Origin of the sequence: Cryptosporangium arvum DSM 44712, assembly GCF_000585375.1 — a bacterium.
Taxonomy (GTDB): domain Bacteria; phylum Actinomycetota; class Actinomycetes; order Mycobacteriales; family Cryptosporangiaceae; genus Cryptosporangium; species Cryptosporangium arvum.
On the sequence record NZ_KK073874.1, the window covers coordinates 547578 to 565394 of the forward strand.

General features: G+C 70.7%; 12 protein-coding genes and 1 riboswitch. Of the genes, 8 read left to right on the plus strand and 4 right to left on the minus strand.

Annotated features, from left to right (window positions below; genetic code table 11):
- Positions 1-24 precede the first annotated feature (24 nt).
- Positions 25-801, plus strand: a complete 777-nt coding sequence (locus tag CRYAR_RS02545) for an NAD-dependent epimerase/dehydratase family protein (protein WP_035848174.1) — start codon at positions 25-27, stop codon at positions 799-801.
- Here CRYAR_RS02545 and CRYAR_RS02550 read toward each other — a convergent pair.
- Together CRYAR_RS02550 and nagA are read right to left on the minus strand one after the other, a co-directional pair.
- On the minus strand, positions 791-1756 hold the full coding sequence (locus tag CRYAR_RS02550) for a Gfo/Idh/MocA family protein (protein ID WP_035848176.1): 966 nt from the start codon (positions 1754-1756) through the stop codon (positions 791-793). The two genes, CRYAR_RS02545 and CRYAR_RS02550, sit on opposite strands and share 11 nt — an antisense overlap.
- Before the next feature lie 9 nt (positions 1757-1765).
- Positions 1766-2911: an N-acetylglucosamine-6-phosphate deacetylase gene (gene nagA, locus CRYAR_RS02555; RefSeq protein ID WP_035848179.1), complete on the minus strand. Its 1146-nt coding sequence runs from the start codon at positions 2909-2911 to the stop codon at positions 1766-1768.
- 185 nt (positions 2912-3096) lie between these two features.
- Here nagA and CRYAR_RS02560 point away from each other — a divergent pair, with 185 nt between their 5' ends.
- Entirely contained in the window at positions 3097-3393 is a 297-nt protein-coding gene (locus CRYAR_RS02560; RefSeq protein ID WP_051571887.1) for a DUF3263 domain-containing protein, read from the plus strand.
- On the opposite strand, the gene CRYAR_RS02565 is transcribed toward CRYAR_RS02560, so the two are convergent.
- Positions 3394-5133 (minus strand): sensor histidine kinase, encoded by a 1740-nt coding sequence (locus tag CRYAR_RS02565; RefSeq protein ID WP_157017276.1) that lies wholly within the window; start codon positions 5131-5133, stop codon positions 3394-3396. It abuts the gene before it with no gap.
- Positions 5134-5181: 48 nt separating this feature from the next.
- Positions 5182-7548 (minus strand): AAA family ATPase, encoded by a 2367-nt coding sequence (locus tag CRYAR_RS02570; protein ID WP_035848184.1) that lies wholly within the window; start codon positions 7546-7548, stop codon positions 5182-5184.
- Between the two features lie 126 nt (positions 7549-7674).
- Between CRYAR_RS02570 and CRYAR_RS02575 the strand changes: the two genes are divergently transcribed.
- From CRYAR_RS02575 to groL, 6 genes are all read left to right on the plus strand, one after another.
- The gene (locus tag CRYAR_RS02575) at positions 7675-10485 is read left to right on the plus strand and encodes a CocE/NonD family hydrolase (protein ID WP_035848186.1); all 2811 of its coding nucleotides are present in this window, start codon (positions 7675-7677) and stop codon (positions 10483-10485) included.
- Positions 10482-11327: an ABC transporter permease gene (locus CRYAR_RS02580; protein ID WP_035848190.1), complete on the plus strand. Its 846-nt coding sequence runs from the start codon at positions 10482-10484 to the stop codon at positions 11325-11327. The genes CRYAR_RS02575 and CRYAR_RS02580 overlap by 4 nt, the downstream gene beginning before the upstream one ends.
- 98 nt (positions 11328-11425) lie before the next feature.
- Positions 11426-12217: a sporulation protein gene (locus CRYAR_RS02585; RefSeq protein WP_211247234.1), complete on the plus strand. Its 792-nt coding sequence runs from the start codon at positions 11426-11428 to the stop codon at positions 12215-12217.
- Positions 12218-12332: 115 nt separating this feature from the next.
- Positions 12333-12463: riboswitch (SAM riboswitch) on the plus strand.
- A 10-nt stretch (positions 12464-12473) separates the two neighbouring features.
- Positions 12474-13745, plus strand: a complete 1272-nt coding sequence (gene thrC, locus CRYAR_RS02590; RefSeq protein ID WP_035848195.1) for a threonine synthase — start codon at positions 12474-12476, stop codon at positions 13743-13745.
- A gap of 459 nt (positions 13746-14204) precedes the next feature.
- The gene (locus CRYAR_RS02595) at positions 14205-14411 is read left to right on the plus strand and encodes a cold-shock protein (RefSeq protein ID WP_035848198.1); all 207 of its coding nucleotides are present in this window, start codon (positions 14205-14207) and stop codon (positions 14409-14411) included.
- A 414-nt stretch (positions 14412-14825) separates the two neighbouring features.
- A complete protein-coding gene (gene groL, locus CRYAR_RS02600; protein ID WP_035848202.1) occupies positions 14826-16454 on the plus strand; it encodes a chaperonin GroEL in 1629 nt (542 codons plus the stop codon).
- The last annotated feature ends 1363 nt before the right edge of the window (positions 16455-17817 follow it).

The following is a 17817-nucleotide window of genomic DNA, read 5'->3' on the forward strand; positions in this document are numbered from 1 at the left end:
TGCGTTCGGCGAGAGGAACCCTTGATGGCCGGAGTAGTGCTGGTGACCGGTGCCGCCGGACTGATCGGGACGGCGCTGCGCACCCGGATGGCCCGGCCGGGGCGGACCCTGCGCCTGCTCGACGTGGCACCGCTCGGTGACGCGGCGCCCGGTGAGGAGATCGTGCGCACCTCGATCACCGACACCGATTCGGTCGTCGCCGCCTGCGCGGGCGTCGACGCGATCGTGCACCTGGCCGGGCTCGCCGGCGAAGCGCCGTTCGAGGACATCCTGGCCGTCAACGTCGAGGGCACCCGGAACGTGTTCGAGGGCGCTCGGACGCACGGGGTGTCACGGGTGGTGCTGGCCAGCTCCAACCACGCGGTCGGGTTCGCGCGGAAGGCCGCCGAGCCGCTCCCCGCCGACACCCCGTTCGCGCCGGACACCTGGTACGGCTGGTCGAAGACCGCGAAGGAGTCGATGGGTGCGCTCTACCACCACCGCTTCGGCATCGACGTCGTCTCGCTGCGCATCGGCACCTGCCGCGTGAAGCCCTCGAACACCAGGGCGCTGGACACCTGGCTCTCGCTCGACGACGCCGCCCGCCTCTTCGAGGCGTCGCTGAGCACCCCGTCGCCGGTCTTCACCCAGGTGTGGGGCGTCTCGGCGAACACCAGGCGCTGGTGGTCACTCGCCGAGGGCGAGGCGATCGGCTACCACCCGGAGGACGACGCCGAGGTCTTCGCGGCCGAGGTCACCGGCGAACCCACCGACCTCGTGGGGGGTCCGTTCACGACGACCCCGCTCGGCGTCAAGCCGTGAACGACGCGCGGACGCGGTCGAGCGTCCGCGCGATCGACAGCGTCTCGTCGAGCGTCATCAGGTCGGACTCGGTGTGGCCGGCGCGGATGCGTCGCGCCACCTCCTCGGCCTGGAACGTGTAGCCGTTGCCGGGGAGCGTGAACGTCTCGTGCCGGGGCTCGGCGTCCCGGTGGTGCAGGGTCAGCTCGGTCGCCCGGAAGAACAGCGGGGCCAGTTCGATACGGCCGCGGGTGCCGATGATCTCGGCCCGGGCCGGGGTGTCGCCGCGCAGCGAGCAGTGCAGCACCGCGAGCGCGCCCGACTCGTAGCCGAGCAGGATGCCGGTGTTCGCGTCGACGCCGGTCGCGGCCTTGCCCGCGGTGGCCAGCACGGTCGTGGGCTCGCCGAGCAGCATCGAGGCCAGCGAGACCGGGTAGACGCCCAGGTCGAGCAGGGCACCGCCGCCGAGCTCCGGGGCCCACAGCCGGCCTTTCGGGTCGTAGGCCGCGGCGAAGCCGAAGTCGGCCTGCACGGCGACGATCTCACCGATCGCGCCGTCGTCGACCAGCTCGCGCAGCAGCGCGATCGCCGGGTTGAACCGGGTCCACATCGCTTCCATGCAGAACACGCCGGCGTCGCGGGCCGCCGTGACGACGGTCGTCGCCTCCGCGGCGTCGAGGGTGAACGGCTTCTCCACCAGGACGTGACGCCCGGCCGCGATGCAGGTGAGGGCGGCCGCCGCATGGCCGGCGTGCGGCGTGGCGACGTAGACGACGTCGACCCCGGCGTCGTCCGCGAGCGCCTGGTAGGAGCCGTGCGCGCGGGCGATGCCGAACTCGGCGGCGAACGATTCCGCGGTCTCGGCGGCCCGCGACCCGACCGCGACGACCTCGTGGTCGGGCAGCGTCAGCAGGTCCGAGGTGAACGTGCGAGCGATGTTCCCGGTACCCAGAATTCCCCAGCGCAGCGTGCTCATAACGCCAGGTTAACGGGGTGCGCGGTCCCAGGTGCCCGCGACCATCACGCCGTCGATCTCCAGGCCGGGGCCGAGGACGAGCAGGTCGGCGGTGAAGCCGGGCACCAGCGCCCCGATCCGGTGGCCGAGCCCGAGCGCGCGGGCCGGCGTCGCCGTCAGCGCGGTGACCACCTCGGTGACCGGCACCCCGGCGTCGACCGTGCGGCGCAGCGCGGCGTCCTGGGTGAGCGTGCTGCCGGCGATCGCGCCGTTGCCCTCGATCAGCGCCACCCCGCCGCGCACGTCGACCTCGCGGCCGCCGAGCCGGTAGCGGCCGTCCCCGGCGCCGGCGGCCGCCATCGCGTCGGTGACGAGCGCGACCCGCTCCGCGCCGCAGAGCCGGAACACCATCGAGAGCAGCGCGTCGTGCAGGTGGACGCCGTCGGCGATCAGCTGCACGATCACGTCGGGGTGTTCGAGCAGCGCGCCCACCGCGCCGGGCTCGCGCTGGGTGGGGCCGGGCTGGGCGTGGAACAGGTGGGTGGCGAGCGAAGCCCCGGCCTCGATCGCGGCGAGCGTCCGCTCGTAGCTCGCTCCGGTGTGGCCGATCGCGACCTGGATGCCCTGCTCGACCGAGCGCTTGACCAGCTCCAGCGCGCCGGGCAGTTCGGGCGCGAGGGTCAGGACACGCAGGTGCCCGCGGCAGGCGCGTACCAGCCGGTCCAGTGCGTCCGGATCGGGCCCGAGCATCGCGGCCGGGTCCTGCTCGCCGGCGTGCGCGGGGGAGAGGAACGGCCCCTCGGCGTGGATGCCGGTGAGCGTTCCGGCGTCGACCAGGTCGGCGAGTGCCGCCGCGGAGCGCACCATGTCGTCGAGCGGGGCGGTGGTGAGGCTGGCCAGCGAAGTCGTGGTGCCGTGGGAGCGGTGCAGCGCGGTGATCGCACCGGCGGTGTCGGGCCGGGCGGCGCCGTAGTCCAGCCCGCCGCCACCGTGGACGTGCAGATCGACGAAGCCGGGGACGATCCACCGTCCACCGAGGTCGACGACGTCGGGATCGCGGGGGCGGGATCGTTCCGGGCCGCCGACCGCAGTGATCTCGCCCGCGGACACCGCCACCCAGCCGCCCTGGACGACACCGACCGGAAGGACCAGTGTGGCGTCGGACAGCACTGTCATGCCGCTCCTCCGCCAGACCGCAATCGTGACCGTTGGTCATCGTACCTTCGGCCAATTGTGGCCGACCGGGTGATCGGAGCTCACGCCAGACTGTTCACACCGCCCCGTCCGAGGACGCATCGATGGCTAGAGTGGGGTCGCTGCCGCTGTTGGCGACGCGACGCGCCGAGGAGGACGAAGAGTCCATGGACCACGTGCCGGAGGACTCGGTGCTGACCGAGCGTCAGGAGTCCGGATTGAACGAACGAGAACTCGCGATCCTGGCGTTCGAACGGCAGTGGTGGCAGCACGCCGGTGCCAAGGAACAGGCCATTCGCGACGAGTTCTCGCTTTCGGCCACGCGCTACTACCAGCTGCTTAACGCGCTCATCGATCGGCACGAGGCGCTCGTGCACGATCCGATGCTGGTCAAGCGCCTGCGTCGGGTGCGTGCCGCGCGTCAGCGGCAGCGCTCGGCCCGCCGCCTCGGCGTGCGGCTCTAACTAGCCGCAGGGCAGGCTCACCCGCAGTCGAGTGCCGGTTCCGGCTTCGCTCTCGACGAGAGTCCGGCCGTGCAGCGCGCGGATGCGGTCGTCGATACCGGCCAGTCCGCCCCCGGCGACCACTCTGGCCCCACCCGGCCCGTCATCGGCGACGACGCCGTGCAGCCACCCGTCGGCCTCGGTCACCTCGATCCGCACCCGGGCCTCGGGCGCGTACTTGGCCACGTTCGTCAGCCCTTCGCAGAGCGCGAAGTACGCGGTGGCCTCCACGGCCGGTGGCTTGCGCCCGGCGTAGACCGCCAGCTGGACGGCCAGCCCGAGCCGGACCGCCACCTCGTCCAACGCGGCACCGAGGCCGTCGGTGCGCAGCACCGTGGGGTGCAGACCACGGGCCAGCGCCTCCAGGTCCTCGATGGTGCCGAGCACCTCGTCGTGACAGGTCGCCACCACCGTCCGGGCCGGCTCGCCGAGGGCGTCCAGCCCGCACAGCTGCTCGGCGAGCGCGGCCAACTGCCGCTGGGCGCCGTCACGCAGGTCCTTCTCCAGCCGCTGCCGCTCCGCGGTCTCCCGCTCCTCCACCCGCGCCTGCGCGGCCAGCACCTGTTCGAGCTGGGTGGTGGCCATGGCCTGCAGCTGAGCGGTGAGCAGCGCCTGCGACCCGGCGCGCAGCACGGCGTCGACCATGCCCCGGCGCAGGCGGAGCGCGTCGTCCAGTTCGACCAGGGCCAGCGGCTGGCGATCGTCCATTCGCGCCTCGGTCAGCCACCGCCCGGTCGTCGCGGACGGGTGGAGCACCAGGTGACCGCGCCGGTCGACGTAGCTGTGTTCGGCCGGCACCCAGAACAGCAGGCGCAGCCGCGGATCACGCAGGGCCGCCGCGAGCGCGTCGCGCACCGTGGCCACCGACGACGTCGACGAGGTCATCCGGATCACGCGGTGCGGTGCGTCCACCTCGCGCCAGCGCTCCCGCAGCGCCCCGGAGAGCACCGCCAGCGCCAGCACCGCGGAGATCGTGTTCTGCACGACGTAGAGCGAGAGCAGTGACTCCAGGTCGGTGAACGTCCGGGTGCGCGCGGTGGACGCGATCGCGGCCGCGGCGATGCCGGTGCCGATCAGCACCGGGATCGCGGCCGGGCGCTCGGTGGTGGACAGGCGGCGGCCGCGGCGCACGAGCAGGACCAGGTACCAGCCCGCGAGGACGACCTGCAGACCGGTCACCGTGCTGATCGCGGCGTCGAAGAGCGAGCGGTTCGGCGCCAGCGACGGCCAGAACACGTCGGGCGACAGGTCGTTCCACTCGGGAAGGGACACGAGTTCGACGAAGAGTTCGCCGACGATCAACACGCCGATCGCGGCGTACACCCAGTAGCGGTCGGCCCGGTCGACGAGGCGACCGGCCGGGTAGGCCAGGACGGCCGCGCCGGAGACGGTCAGGCCGATGCCCTCGGAGTAGAACGCGAACGTCGGCCAGATCCCGCTGTCCCAGATCGCGGTCCAGGCGAAGGCGACGAACACCGCGCCGACCAGCAGCATCTGGCCGCTGCGCTGGCGGCTGTCACCGGTGCCGAGCAGCAGCCCGCCGGCCGCTCCGAACACCCCGGCGGCCGGTACCGCGACGGCCGCCGAGGTCAGGTGTTCGCACCAGTAGGGCACCCCGCACAGCAACGTGAGCAGGCCGACGCCGACCCCCACCAGGGCGGCCCGACCGGTGTGTCCGGGAACCGGTAGGACAGCGCGCATCGACACGGTGCCTCCGATCTTCCGTGCCGCATGATACGGAGGTTCCCGCTAACGGGCTTCCCTCTGTTCGGCGTACGAGGCGAGGTGGGCCACCTGCACCGGGTCCAGCGACGGGCGGACGCGGCGCCGGGCCGTCGCCAGGTGAGCGGCGGTGACCTCGGCGGTGTCCATCGACTCGCGCATCGCGGCCAGGGCGGCCTCGCGCACCAGCGCCGCGCAGTCCGCGGACGAGAACCCGTCGAGCTCCCGGGCGACGTCGGCCAGCTCGATGTCGGTGGAGAGCGGAACCTTGCGCGAGGCGGCCCGGAGGATGTCGGCGCGGGCCTCGGCGTCCGGCGGCGGCACGAACACCAGCCGCTCCAGCCGGCCGGGACGAAGCAGCGCGGGGTCGACCATGTCGGGCCGGTTCGTGGCACCGACCACGACGACGTTGCGCAGCCCTTCGACGCCGTCGAGCTCGGTGAGCAGCGCGGCCACCACCCGGTCGGTCGTGCCGCCGTCGGTGGACTGGCCGCGCACCGGAGCCAGCGCGTCGACCTCGTCGAGGAAGATCAGGGTCGGCGCGGCCTCGCGAGCACGCCGGAACAGCTCACGCACCGACCGTTCGCTCTCACCGACCCACTTGGTGAGCAACTCGGCGCCCTTCACCGCGAGCACGTTGGCCTGCCCGGTACCGGCGAGCGCCCGGACCAGGAACGTCTTGCCGCACCCCGGAGGGCCGTAGAGCAGCACTCCGCGCGGCGGGTCGACGCCCAGCCGGGTGAACGTGTCGGGATACCGCAGCGGCCAGAGCACCGACTCGGTGAGCGCCTCCTTGACCTCTTTCATGTCGCCGACGTCGTCGAGGCTCAGCGAGGCGACCTCGAGCGTGGATTCGGCCATCGACGTGGGCCGCACCGACTGGGCGGCGGCGTCCAGGTCGACCTTGGCGATCTCCGGGGTCTCGGCGTCCCGCTGGCGCATCGCCGCGCGGACACCGGCTTCACGCACGAGCGTCCCCAGGTCGGCGGCGACGAACCCGGGCGTGCGCGCGGCGACGTCGTCGAGCGAGACGTCGTCGGCGACCGGCAGGTTGCGGGTGAACAGCGCGAGCAGGTCACGGCGTTCGTTCGCGTCCGGCATCGGCACCCGGAGCTCGTGGTCGAGCACGCCGGGGCGGCGCAGGCCGGCGTCGACGTCCTCCGGGCGGCTGGTCGTGCACACCACGGCCGTCCTGCTTTCGCTGACCAGACGGGCGATCAGCTGGACGAGCACGGTGGCGATCGGCGGCGGGTCCGACCGCGGCGCGAGCGCCTCGACGTCGTTGAGCAGCAGCACGGCCGGGGTGTCCGACTCCGCTTTCGCGGCGGCCTGACGCAGGACTTCCGCGGCGGCGTCCGGCGCCACCGCGGCGAGGCCGGGGCACCAGATCCGGAGCACGGTCGCGCCGGTGGCCTGCGCGACCGACCGCACGAGCGTCGACTTCCCCGCCCCGGGCGGCCCGGTGACCAGCACGCCGAGCTGCACGGTCGTGCCCAGGCGCTCCAGCACCTCGCCGTGGTGGAACGCGAGGTCGAACAGCTCGGTCAGGTGCGCGGCCTGCGTCTTCAGACCGATCAGGTCCTCCGCCGGCCGCGGTTCCTCGTCGAGCGTGGCTCCGGGCTCGGCGAACACCTGCTCCATGCTTCTGTCGACGTTCCGCGAGCGCGCCTTGGCGGCGACGGGAGCGGCGGCGCCCGCCGCGCCCGACACGCCGGGGGAGAACGTCCCGGCGAAGCGGGGGGTGGCGGTGGCGCGCGCGGATGCGGTGGGGCGGACACCGGTGGCGCCACCGGAGCCCCATACCCCGCCGCCGGCCGACCCGGACCAGGTGACGATCGTGTCCGGGGTGATCAGCGCGGCCGTCTCCGGCTCGGCGGCGACGACCGTGAGCAGCGCCGCGGTCCAGCCGCTGCCGACCGCGTTGGACAGGCTGCGCCGGGCGCTCTCGACCAGCGGCCGGTGCGGGTGCGCCGGGTCGAGGTCCTGCGGCAGCAAAGACACGTCGTCCCCGCTGGTGACCACCTTGCTCAGCAGCGCCAGCCGGAGCATCTCCGGCGAGACGGCGGCCACCACCGTGGCGTCGCCGGACACCGTGATCGTGCGGGCCGCCTGGATCGGCGCGGCGCTGACGTCGACCGGCGCCCCGTCCCGGATCCGCAGGTTGCCCATCGTCAGGTCGTCGGCGAGCAGGAGCCCGCGCGCCGCCGTGGCGTCACCGGCCGCGGCGATCCCGGCCGACGTGCGCTCCGCGCTGCGCAGCAGCACCGGATCACCCGGGTTGAGGTCGAGGGCGGCCAGCACCTCCGGATGGAGCCGCACCACCCCGCGCCGCGCGTCGAGCACAGCCGACCGCAGGCTCGCGGTCAGGGTCAGGGACGGAGCTTCAGAAGTCACCTTCTAAGTCTGCTTCGTCTGGCAAACGAACCGCTGTGCCGGGGCTGAGAGGTCAGCGGACTCTCAGGAAAGCGGACCTAGTGTGTGGCTGTGGAAACTGCTTCGGGGGACACCACCCCACGAGGGATGCCCGGGCCGGCGCGGTCCGGGTGGCGTGCGGTGGTCACCACCCGGCGCGTCGTGACGACGCTCGTGGTGATCGGCGTCCTCGCTGCGCTTGTCGTGTGGATCCGCTGGCCGTCGGGGGAGCCGGTGCGGTCGACCGACGCGATGGTCACCGTGCGGTCGGGGCCGGAGCGCAACGAGCCGATCGAGCTGGACACCACGATCTACGTCCCGGAGAGCGCCACCGCGTCGCATCCGGCGCCGGCGATCCTGCTCGCGCACGGCTTCGGCGGCAGCAAGTCGAGCGTCGCTGCGGACGCGCGCCGGTTGGCCGGCCAGGGGTACGTGGTGCAGACCTGGAGCGCCCGCGGGTTCGGGCGCTCCGGCGGCACGATCTCGCTGGACAGTCCCGACTACGAGGTCAACGACGCCCGCGCGCTCGTCGACCGGCTCGCCGAGCGGGACGACGTGCGCCAGGACGCGTCCGGAGATCCCCGGGTGGCGGCGATCGGCGGCTCCTACGGCGGCGCGCTGAGCCTCCTGCTGGCCGGGTACGACAAGCGGGTGGACACGATCGTCCCGCGGATCACCTGGAACGACCTGGCGAACTCGTTCTTCCCGGAGGCCACCGGCGGCGGCCCGGCAGACGGCGTCTTCAAGCGCTCGTGGGCCGGGCTGTTCTTCGGCAGCGCGAGCGGCGGGGGCGTCAGCAGCGTCCGCGACCTGGCCGCGCTGCTCGGGGCGCGGCCGGATTCGAACGGCGGGATCGACCCGAGCTCCGTCGACGCGTCGAAGGTCGGTGAGCTGGCGCAGTGCGGCCGCTTCGAGGTTTCGCTCTGCCGCGAGTACCTCGAGGTCGCGACCACAGGCCGGTCCACGCCGGCGATCGTCGAGCGGCTGCGCCGCTCCAGCCCGTCGACGGTGCTCGACCGGATCGACGCGCCGACGCTGCTCGTCCAGGGCCAGCAGGACACGCTCTTCCCGCTCTCCGAGGCCGACGCCAACGCGCGCGGCATCGCGGCGAACGGCACCCCGGTCCGGGTCGCCTGGTACGCCGGTGGGCACGACTCGACCGCGTCGACGCGTGAATCCGAGCGGGTCAACGAGCTCGAACTGGCCTGGTTGCGGCACTACCTCGACGGACGCGGCCCGGCGCCGTCGGACGAGTTCAGCTACACCACCGCCGGGGCGATCAGCGCCAGGGACACCCGCCCGACCAGCCGGGTCTACACGCTCGGCGAGTACCCGCCCGCCGAGGACCCCTACCGGATCCGGGTCTCCGGCATCAGCCCGCAGCCGGTCGCGAACCCGCCGGACGGCACGCCGGCCGGCGTCTCGACTCTCCCCGGCTTCGGGGCGTTGACCAGTAGCTTCGCCAACGCGGGCATCGACGTCCCGGGCCAGTTCGCCTCGTACAGCGGCGTGGAGCTGTCGCGCTCGGTCGACGTCGCCGGCGCGCCGACGGTGCGGGTGGCGGCGGCGTCGCCGACCGGTGAGGCCGTGCTCTTCCTCAAGCTCTACGACGTCGACGCGGACGGGCGCGCCACGCTGCCCGGCGGGGCGGTGTCCGCGGTCCGCCTGACCGGGCTACCGCGGACGATCGACACCGCGTCGCTGGTCACGGTCACGCTGCCGATGATCGGGCACCGCTTCGAGTCCGGGCACAGCGTCCGCCTGGTGATCGCGACCGCCGACCAGGCCTACGCCGGGCCGGTCGCGCCGGCCGTCTACCAGGTGGCCGTGCAGGCCAACAGCCTGCACCTGCCCGCGGTGACGCCGGTGCCGGTCGCGAGCTCGACCGGCACGTGGACGTGGGTGCTGATCGGGCTGCTGGGCGCGGTCGGCCTCGGCGTCGTCGCCGCGGTCGTGATCGTCCGCGCGCGGCGCCGTCGGCTCGACGTCTCCGTCGATTCCGAGGCGGCCGGGTCTCCGCTCGTCGTGCGCGGCCTCCGGAAGGCCTACGGCGACGGGTACCTGGCCGTTCGGGACCTGTCGTTCTCGGTCGAACCCGGCCAGGTCGTCGGTCTGCTCGGCCCCAACGGCGCGGGCAAGACGACGACGCTGCGCATGTTGATGGGGCTGATCCGGCCGACCGGCGGCGAGATCCTGGTGTTCGGTCACCGGATCGTGCCCGGCGCACCGGTGCTGTCGCGGATCGGAGCGTTCGTGGAGGGCCCCGGTCTGCTGCCGCACCTCTCGGGCCTGGAGAACCTGCACCGCTACTGGCAGGCCACCGGGCGCCCCGCCGAGTCGGCCCGCCTCGAGGAAGCGCTCGAGATCGCCGGCCTCGGCGCGGCCGTGCACCGGAAGGTGAAGACGTACAGCCAGGGCATGCGTCAGCGGCTGGCGATCGCGCAGGCCATGCTCGGCCTGCCCGACCTGCTGGTACTCGACGAACCGACGAACGGACTCGACCCGCCGCAGATCGCCGAGATGCGGGCGGTGCTGTCCCGCTACGCCACCGACGGGCGCGCCGTGCTGGTCTCCTCGCACCTGCTCGCCGAGGTGGAACAGGTGTGCTCGCACGTCGTCGTGGTCAGCAAGGGCACCGGTGTGGCCGCCGGTCCGGTCGGGGAGATCGTCGGCGAAGGGCGGTCGGTACTGGTGGAGGTCGCCTCCGGGGACCAGGACGCGGCGGTGGCCGCGCTGCGTGCGATGCCCGGCGTCGAGGTCGTGCACCCGAACGGCGCCGGCCTGGTCGTCGAACTGGCCGGTGTCGAGCGCAGCGACGTCGTCCGTGAGCTGGTCGGAGCCGGGGTCGGCGTCGAGCGACTGGTGGCCAGGCGTCGGCTGGAGGACGTGTTCCTGGAACTCGTGGGGGAGCAACGATGACCGCGTCGATTCATCGGCCCGGACGGACGCTGCGGTTCGGCGCCGAGTTCGCGCGCCAGCTCACCCGCCGGCGTACCCAGATCGCGCTGGGGTTCCTGATCGTGCTGCCGCTGATCCTGGTGGCGGCGTTCAAGATCGGCGTCCCCGACGACCCCGACTCGGCGCAGGAAGGCAACAGCCTCGCCGACCTGGCCACCTCGAGCGGCGCGAACTTCACGCTGTTCTCGATCTTCGTGGCGTCGAGCTTCCTGCTGCTGGTGGTGGTCGCGCTGTTCTGCGGCGACACGGTGGCCAGCGAAGCGAGCTGGGGGACGCTGCGCTACCTGCTGGCGTCGCCGGTCCCGCGGGGCCGGCTGCTGCGTCAGAAGCTGACCGTCGGCCTGGCCTACAGCGGGTTCGCCCTCGCGTTGCTGCCGACCGTGGCGATGATCGCCGGGACGCTCGCGTTCGGCTGGGGACCGCTGCGTACTCAGCTCGGCGTCGACATCCCGGCGGTCGAAGCGCTCGGGCGCATCGTTCTCGCGGTCGTCTATATCGCTATCACGTTGCTACCCGTGGCCGGGCTCGCGTTCTACCTCTCGGTACGAACCGATGCCCCATTGGGCGCGGTCGGCGGCGCGGTGATGCTGTGGATCATCTCGAATATTCTGGAAGCGGTCACCGCGCTCGGAGATCTTCGCGCGCTGCTTCCGACCCGTTACGGAACGGCGTGGTTGTCGCTGCTTTCCTCCCCGATCGAGGCCGAAGACATGGTGAAGGGCGCGGTTTCGGCCGTTGCCTACACAACCGTCTTTCTCGCCCTGGCATGGTGGCGCTTTCTCCGGAAAGACATCGTCAGTTGAGGGGTATCCGGTAGTCGCATCCCTGACGAGTCCGCCCCTTTGAAGGGCCCGGACTGCGACCATGCAGCAGACCACCCTCGCACCCAAAGGATCGTGTGATGTTCAAAAAGCTCTCGGCGATGTTCGGCGGCGGCGCGTCCGTCGATACCGTGCTCGCCTCTCCGCACACCCGGCCGGGCGACGTGCTCCGCGGCGAGGTGCGGATCAGTGGCGGCAACGTCGAGATGGTCGTCGACCGGGTGGAACTCGAGCTGGTCGCCAAGGTCGAGGTGGAGGGTGAATCCGCCGGCGGGGACGACTACGAGTACAACACGATGCTGCCGTTCCAGCGCCTGCACCTCGGACACCGGTTCAGCCTGCAGCCCGGTGCGCGCCACGCGGTCCCGTTCGAGCTCGCGGTGCCCTGGGAGACCCCGGTGACGACCGTCAACGGGCAACCGTTGCACGGCATGCGGCTCGGCGTCCGCACCGAGCTGGAGCTGGCCGGTTCGCTGGACAAGGGCGACATGGACCCGATCCAGGTCAACCCGCTGCCGGCTCAGGCCCGCCTGCTCGACGCGTTCAGCCGGCTCGGTTTCCAGTTCAAGGGCGCCGACCTGGAGCGGGGCACGCTCTACGGGTCGCGGCTGCCGTTCTACCAGGAGATCGAGTACTACCCGGCGCACCAGTACGCCGGCACGATCAACGAGCTCGAGGTCACCTTCATCTCCGGCCCGCAGTCGATGGACGTCCTGCTGGAGCTGGACAAGCGCGGCGGCTTCCTGACATCGGGCAGCGACGCCTACAACCGGTTCACCGTGCAGTACGCGGGCGCCGAGCAGCTCAACTGGGAGCAGTGGCTCCACGAGCACCTGCAGATCCTGACCCAGCGGAGGGGCATGTTCCACTGACGCTTCCTCAGTGTGAAGGCGCCCGCACAGTGAGCCAGGTAACTCCCAGCAGGTGTGCGGAATCGATTTGGCTCGCCGGGCGGGCGCCGTAAACTGGGCGACACAACTTCATAGGAACTCATCCAGAGGGGCAGAGGGATACGGCCCGGTGAAGCCCCGGCAACCATCGCATCCAGCGAATCTCGCACAGCGAGGCAGGTGCGACAGGTGCCAACTCCGTCCCGGTTGAACCGGGAGAGATGAGGATGGCCTCGCCATGACGTCGCTGCTTGCTGCCCAGGACACCGCCAGCCCCGCTCGCGTGCTGCGCTGCCGTAACTGCGGTGCGGAGTTCCCGCTCATCGCGATCCACGCCTGTGCCGAGTGTTTCGGCCCGCTGGAGGTCGGTTACGACGCCGACGCGCTCGCGTCGGTGACCCGGGAACAGATCGAGGCCGGTCCGCAGAACATCTGGCGTTACGCGCCGCTCCTGCCCGTCGGTCAGGACCCCGACGACCGGGTTTCGCTCAATCCCGGTCTGACGCCGCTCGTCCGGGCCGACCGGCTGGCCGCCGCGATCGGCCTGAACGCTCCGCTCTGGGTCAAGGACGACTCCGCGAACCCGACCCACTCGTTCAAGGACCGGGTCGTCTCGCTGGCTCTCACCGCCGCCAAGGGGCTCGGCTACCGCTCGGTGGCCTGCGCGTCCACCGGCAACCTGGCCAACTCGGTGGCCGCGCACGCCGCCCGGGTCGGCTGGCAGGCCACCGTGTTCATCCCGGCCGACCTGGAGCCCAGCAAGATCCTCGCCTCCGCGGTCTACAACCCCCGCCTGGTCGCCGTCGACGGCAGCTACGACGACGTCAACCGGCTGACCAGCGAACTGCAGGAGGACGACGCGTTCGAGTCGACCGCGTTCGTCAACCAGAACGTGCGGCCGTACTACGCCGAGGGTTCCAAGACGCTCGGCTACGAGGTGGCCGAGCAGCTCGGATGGCGGCTCCCGGCGCAGGTCGTCGTGCCGATCGCCTCGGGCTCGCTGCTCACCAAGATCGACAAGGCGTTCGGCGAGCTGGTGAAGGCCGGGATCGTGTCCGACGCCGACTGGAAGGTCTTCGGCGCCCAGTCGGCCGGCTGCTCGCCGGTCTACACCGCGTTCGCCGAGGGACACGACGTCGTCCGCCCGGTGAAGCCGACCGGCATCGCGAAGTCGCTGAACATCGGCAACCCGGCTGACGGGCCCTACGTGCTCGACGCGGTGCGCCGCACCGGGGGGTCGATCGCCGCGGTCGACGACGACGACATCCGGGACGGCATCCGGCTGCTCGCCGAGACGACCGGCATCTTCGGTGAGACCGCGGGTGGGGTCACGGTCGCGGTGCTGAAGAAGCTGGTCGAGTCGGGCGAGCTCGACCCGAACGCCGAGACCGTCATCTTCAACACCGGCGAGGGCCTGAAGACCGCCGACGCGATCGAAGGTCGCGTCGGTCCCACCCACCGGATCGCGCCGTCGCTTCGCGGAGCACGGGAAGCCGGCCTGCTCGGCTGATTCCGGACCCTCGAACGGCCCCGCACATCAGTGCGGGGTCGTTCGTCCGTCGGGAACTTGAGAGAGTGGTCTTCGTTCCTCGAAATAAGACCTGCGATTCGACCAACGCGGAATAAAATTGTATAAAGCGGTACGAATAACGCGGTAGGTAGTAGAGATGATTAGCAGGGCCTGAAACGCTGAGCGGCATAACCGGGGATACCTCTTACTCAGACTAGTGAGGCTGGTGGTTCTCCTGGTTTTCACGCCGATTAGTGCGAGAGCGCAAAAAGTTGCTTCGTGCGACTGCCCTTTTCGGAGCGTCGCTTTCGCGCTGCCTAGAGGTCCGGTACCGTCCTGACCGGTCGTAGTTCTTGCCAGTGTTCGTGCGATCTGCAGTGCGGGGCTCTTGGACGAAGACCCGGAGCGCATGGTCAAGGAGTGCGTTTCGTGGGCACCAGTAAGTGAGGGAAGTGCACAGTGGCGCAGGGCACTGTCAAGTGGTTCAACTCCGAGAAGGGGTATGGCTTCATCGCTGTCGACGGCGGCGCTGATGTCTTCGTCCATTACTCGGCGATCATGATGGACGGCTACAAGTCTCTCGAAGACGGCCAGCGAGTCGACTTCGAAGTGACTCAGGGTCCGAAGGGTCCGCAGGCAGAACGAGTCACGGTCGTCGCGTCCTAGTTCCAAGACTTCAGCGAGGCCCGTTCCGGTGGGTGCGACCGGAACGGGCCTCGTCTGTTTTGTTGGGCCGGTCGGTAAACCGGAGCGCTATTTCCCGGCGGCTATTCGTCGATTCGAACGAACTCCCGGATTGCCGCGCGATCGCCGTCCGCCTCGCCGGGAGGGCCGCCGGAGCGAGGTCCGGACGCCTGTGGGACCCTCCCCGTTTGCTTGCACTCGCCTGGGTCGAGTGCTAAACAGGAGATTGGCACTCGGTAGTCTTGAGTGCCAAGGTCGGGGAGGTGAGGCTCCCGGCTCGTCGGTCCGTGCCGACGCAGTGGGGGGTCGTCCGTCGCGGGCACCATTCCGACCGTGCAGTCTCCGGCTGTCTTACGCGGCATCCGGGGGTCCGACACCATCGGAGGACATCACCGAATGGCCAAGTTGATCGCGTTCGACGAGGAAGCTCGTCGCGGCCTCGAGCGGGGCATGAACCAGCTCGCCGACGCTGTGCGGGTGACGCTCGGTCCCAAGGGCCGAAACGTCGTGCTCGAGAAGAAGTGGGGCGCGCCGACCATCACGAACGATGGTGTGTCGATCGCCAAGGAGATCGAGCTCGAGGACCCGTGGGAGAAGATCGGCGCCGAGCTGGTCAAGGAAGTAGCCAAGAAGACCGACGACGTCGCGGGTGACGGTACGACCACGGCGACCGTGCTGGCTCAGGCGCTGGTCCGTGAGGGCCTGCGCAACGTGGCCGCCGGTGCGAACCCGATCGCGCTGAAGAAGGGCATCGAGGCGGCCGTCGCGGCGGTCTCCGAGGCCCTGGGCAACGCCTCGAAGGAGATCGAGACCAAGGAGCAGATCGCTTCGACGGCCTCCATCTCCGCGGCTGACACCTCGGTCGGCGAGATCATCGCCGAGTCGATGGACAAGGCCGGCAAGGAAGGCGTCATCACCGTCGAGGAGAGCAACACCTTCGGGCTCGAGCTGGAGCTCACCGAGGGCATGCGCTTCGACAAGGGTTACATCTCGCCGTACTTCGCCACCGACACCGAGCGGATGGAGGCCGTCCTCGACGACCCGTACATCCTCTTCGTCGAGGGCAAGATCTCCACGGTGAAGGACCTGCTCCCGCTGCTCGAGAAGGTCATGCAGGGCGGCAAGCCGCTCGCGATCATCTCCGAGGACGTGGAGGGCGAGGCCCTCGCCACCCTGATCGTCAACAAGATCCGGGGCACCTTCAAGTCGGTCGCCATCAAGGCGCCGGGCTTCGGTGACCGCCGCAAGGCGATGCTGAACGACATGGCCATCCTCACCGGTGGCACCGTCATCAGCGAGACGATCGGCCTCAAGCTCGAGAACACCACGGTCGACCTGCTGGGCACCGCCCGCAAGATCGTCGTGACCAAGGACGAGACCACGATCGTCGACGGTTCCGGCGACGCGGAGCAGATCGAGGGCCGGAAGAACACCATCCGGGCCGAGATCGAGAACTCCGACTCGGACTACGACCGCGAGAAGCTCCAGGAGCGCCTCGCCAAGCTGGCCGGTGGCGTCGCCGTCATCAAGGTCGGCGCGGCCACCGAGGTGGAGCTCAAGGAGCGCAAGCACCGCATCGAGGACGCGGTGCGCAACGCGAAGGCCGCCGTCGAGGAGGGCATCGTCGCCGGTGGTGGCGTCGCTCTGCTCCAGGCGTCCAGCGTCGCGTTCGAGAAGCTCGACCTGTCGGGCGACGAGGCGACCGGGGCGAACATCGTCAAGGTTGCTCTCGAGGCTCCCCTCAAGCAGATCGCGGTGAACGCCGGTCTCGAGGGTGGCGTCGTGGCGGAGAAGGTGCGCAACCTTCCGTCGGGCCACGGCCTGAACGCCGCGACCGGCGAGTACGTCGACCTGGTGGCGGCCGGCATCATCGACCCCACCAAGGTGACCCGCTCGGCGCTGCAGAACGCCGCGTCGATCGCCGCGCTGTTCCTGACCACCAACGCGGTCATCGCCGACAAGCCGGAGAAGGCTGCGGCCCCGGCCGGCGACCCGAGCGGCGGCATGGGCGGCATGGACTTCTGAGTCCCGCCTAGCTAGCTCGCACCACGTAAAGGGCGGGCCCGGATTCCCGGGCCCGCCCTTTCGTGCGCCCGGCTTTTTTTCCCCGCCGCGAGGTACCGGGGGCTGTGAGGAGCCTGCGGGGCTATGACGGGCTCGTGGGGTTACGACGGGCTCGCGGGGCTACGACGGGCTCGCGGGGCAACGAGGAACCTGCGGGGCTATGACGGGCTCGCGGGGCTATGACGGGCTCGTGGGGCTACGACGAGGCTCGCGGCCTTCGGCGAGTTCCCGGCGCTGCGGCGAGTTCCCGGGCCTAAAGCCGCGTGTTCGGCCCCGGGATCTCGTCGAGCGCCCGATTTCTCGTCGGCGCGCGGTCTGCGTGGTGCGCGTGGTGCGTATGGTGCACGTGATCTTTGGGCCGCAGACGCTGCGCCGGTAAGGCGAGAGTTACGGGTTATCGAAAGCTTCCGGCGGTAGGACGAATTCTCGGGCCTAACGCCCTGTGTTTGCCCTCCGACAACTTGTCGAGTACCCGCTTTCTTGCCGGCATGCGTGGGCCGTGGGCCGTGGGCCGAAGGGCGTGGGCTGCTGGGGGCCGTGCGGCGGGAGTGCGCGCGCCACGAGACCTTCCGGGCTACGACGGGTTTCCGGCTCTACAGTCGTGCACTTGCCCCGACAACTCGCAGAGCACTCGATTTCTCGTCAGCGTGCACGAGCCGCGTGGGCATGGGGCCGCAGGGGTGAGGAACCGCGGACCGCTGGCGCCACGAGCTATAGGTGTCAGGAGTCTGCTGGGGGGCCAGGACTCTGCTGGGGGCCATGAGTCAGGAGTCTGTTGGGGATCAGGAGCCTGTTGGTTCGCGAGGGCTGCAGGGGAGCCGCGGGGCTGCAGTGCTTCAGGGGTCGGGGGCGGCAGCGGACCACCAGGCTGCAGGGTTGCAGGGGGCGGGGTGGGAGTTCGCCGGGTGCGAGAAGTTCTGGAGCTCCAACGAATTCCGGGACTCGAGCCCCGTGTTTGGCCTCGGACAACCTGCCGGCATGGCCGGTCGCGTACGGCGGGCTCGACTTGGCTCCAGAGATTGCTGACGACCGTGGGCTGCGCAGTACTTTCTGCCCCGCCTCAATCGCTTGGCCTGGACCTCGCCGGACCGCGCTGTTCGCCTCCCGCACGGGGGAATAGCGGCTGCGCTTCTTCCTGCCGATCGTGCGCAAGGAGGAGGTCTGGGTGCCTGCTCGTTCAGTGAACCGGGCGCCGGCAGAGAACCGGCCTCGCGCAAGCGTCCGACTTTCGCGCCGTACTCCCAGGACTACGACGGGTTCCTGGGGCTACGACGAGCTTCCGGGCCCAGATCCGTGCGTTTGGCCCCGAGAGCTTGTCCATTTT